This is a genomic window from Algoriphagus sp., assembly GCF_030694375.1.
In the GTDB taxonomy this organism is placed as follows: Bacteria; Bacteroidota; Bacteroidia; order Cytophagales; family Cyclobacteriaceae; genus Algoriphagus.
This window is the reverse complement of sequence record NZ_JAUXYL010000047.1, coordinates 1-2,048: the sequence shown is the minus strand read 5'-3', so window position 1 is coordinate 2,048 and position 2,048 is coordinate 1. Positions and strand designations below refer to the sequence as shown.

Genomic DNA, 2,048 nt, shown 5'->3' with positions numbered 1-2,048 from the left:
GGTGTTAGGATTTCTCGCAAAGGCGGTAAGTCGCAAAGAATTCAAGTCCAGTCCCGATCGAAATATCGGAAGAGAAACAGGACAGCGAGTAGCAGGATATCGAGCGTGGATTCAGCCCTGAGTGGAGATCCTCCACGGCGGACGGGCACTCACGGCGGCGAAACCAGCGTGAATCTTATTTCCCGGCGTTAAAACCCCGCGCTATTCATCGGTCACTCTGATGGGATATTTTACCCGAAAGCGGAAGAGCGGAACAATCGGAGTTTTTTTTGATCACATCGGGTAAAAAGAGTAGTTCGTGGGGATTTACTCTGAAGGCAGGTACTGTTTAACTTTTATAAATCTACTACTACTGATTTTAATCTTTCCAGTAATAGTCCAAATGCAGGCTGTCCTTTATAATACAAAGCTTCAGTACCCTTATAGCGCAATTCAAACTCAGTTCTTTGTTTAGGATTGCTCAGCAAAAAAGCTTCATTCTCAGAAACAGGAATATCGAAGTCCTTTTTGGGAAAGCGGGCTTTTTTGTGTTCAATGTAGCCTTCGGTGCCAATGAACTCCAAAACCTCAGGAACTTGGAGAAGACAGTAAAGGTCATAGTACTGACGCATCAAGTTGACTTTTTTCTCACCTGTTTCCTGTTCCTGCCTGTATTTGGTGGCTACCGTCTGTAGCTTTTCCACAAATGTATAGCCTGGGTGGTAGCAAGCAACGTCTACGGCTCGGTTGTCTATGATACTAATTTTCGTATTACCTGAGGCCTTTTCAAAGGCCCATGAGCTGATTAAGCGCTTCTTGTTAGGCTTTACCGTATCGAAGCCCGCTTCCAGAAGAATACCATCTTTTACACCTTCAAGATTTCCTACTTTGGATTCGTAAAACAGGCGAATGCCTCCACTTCTGTATTTGTCTGTATCGTCAAAGGCCGTATCCCTTTTCACATCTATGATCCCGTCAATCCGGATGTTTTTTGCAAGCCAATCATAAAAGTCTTTACGAGATTGGACGGCTTTGAGCTTATCATTTTTAGGGTTTTCATTTACATTTAGGTGAGCTGGGGCTTTGATATGAATATCGATATCCTCAGAAAACCGATGAATAATCTGATATCCCTTGGATAGGGATGTACCGCCTTTTAGCTCAAACTCAAACCCTTGTTTTTTCAAGCCATGTAGGACATGCATGATCCAGTAATCCTTCTCAATTAACTGGATTTGAATGCCAGTTTCCTGCTCAAGAATTCTGAGAAGATCAATGAAATCCTCTCGCTCATTTAAGTATTGATCAGGCATGATGCCCTTCAAAAACAGATGAAAATACTTTCTTGGCTTTGGATCCGCCATATGCTAAAACCGCACGCTTCAATTTAGCGGGATTTAGCTTTCTGGCTTTCTCTTTTGCCTTGGATAGAACCATCTCTTTATCTTCTGCCAATGAGTCTAAGTTATTGACCAAATCGACCAGCAAAAACTCAGTGCTTAGGTTCTTAGGGAACTTAGGCTTCATGTGGAAAAAGAATTTCCGACCACCTAGATCAAACTCACCATGCCGCTTATGATTATAGACCACCCGCTTGTTGTAAAGTTGGGTTGTCCCAACCTCCAATGAATTATAGGCATTAGGGGAGGTGATCAAAAACTCATCATCCTTCAAAAAGGATCGAACCAAAGCGGCTTCATCCGGCGGAGCAAATCCAAATACCGTCTCTTTTGGGTAGTAATAGACTCCTTGAGACATTTTTTGTAATGTCCCATCGGTTAACAACTGTTTCAAATGTCGATCCACGGAATTTGACCACCGCTCCAGATCAGAGCGGCGATAGAGGCTTCCACGTCGCAAATGGCGCTTGAGTTTTCTTAGGGTATCCATAATAAACAAAGATATCACAGATATTAATTTTGTCAATTTTATTATTAAGAATTCATGCATTTAGGAGGCAGAAAATCTATTTTCAGGACTTCAGGATTGACTTCAAGGGAATCTGGAATCCAGATTGAAAGCAGTCTACCTTGTGGTAGATAAACCTACCTAGCGGCAGGCAAGTCTGA

2 protein-coding genes are annotated in these 2,048 nt (G+C 42.5%); both read right to left on the bottom strand.

Annotated elements, in window-relative coordinates:
- Positions 1 to 335: 335 nt before the first annotated feature.
- Positions 336 to 1,343, bottom strand: coding sequence for a nucleotidyl transferase AbiEii/AbiGii toxin family protein (locus Q8M62_RS20000; RefSeq protein WP_304902632.1), 1,008 nt, complete (start codon positions 1,341 to 1,343; stop codon positions 336 to 338).
- Positions 1,285 to 1,869 carry a DUF6088 family protein gene (locus Q8M62_RS19995; RefSeq protein ID WP_304902631.1) on the bottom strand — a complete coding sequence of 195 codons (585 nt, stop codon included), beginning with the start codon at positions 1,867 to 1,869 and terminating at the stop codon, positions 1,285 to 1,287. Before Q8M62_RS19995 ends, Q8M62_RS20000 begins: the two co-directional genes overlap by 59 nt.
- Positions 1,870 to 2,048: the final 179 nt, after the last annotated feature.

Coding starts and splice junctions, on each gene's coding strand:
- Q8M62_RS20000 (WP_304902632.1), bottom strand. CDS start 1,343: ATGGCGGATCCAAAGCCAAGAAAGTATTTTCATCTGTTTTTGAAGGGC.
- Q8M62_RS19995 (WP_304902631.1), bottom strand. CDS start 1,869: ATGGATACCCTAAGAAAACTCAAGCGCCATTTGCGACGTGGAAGCCTC.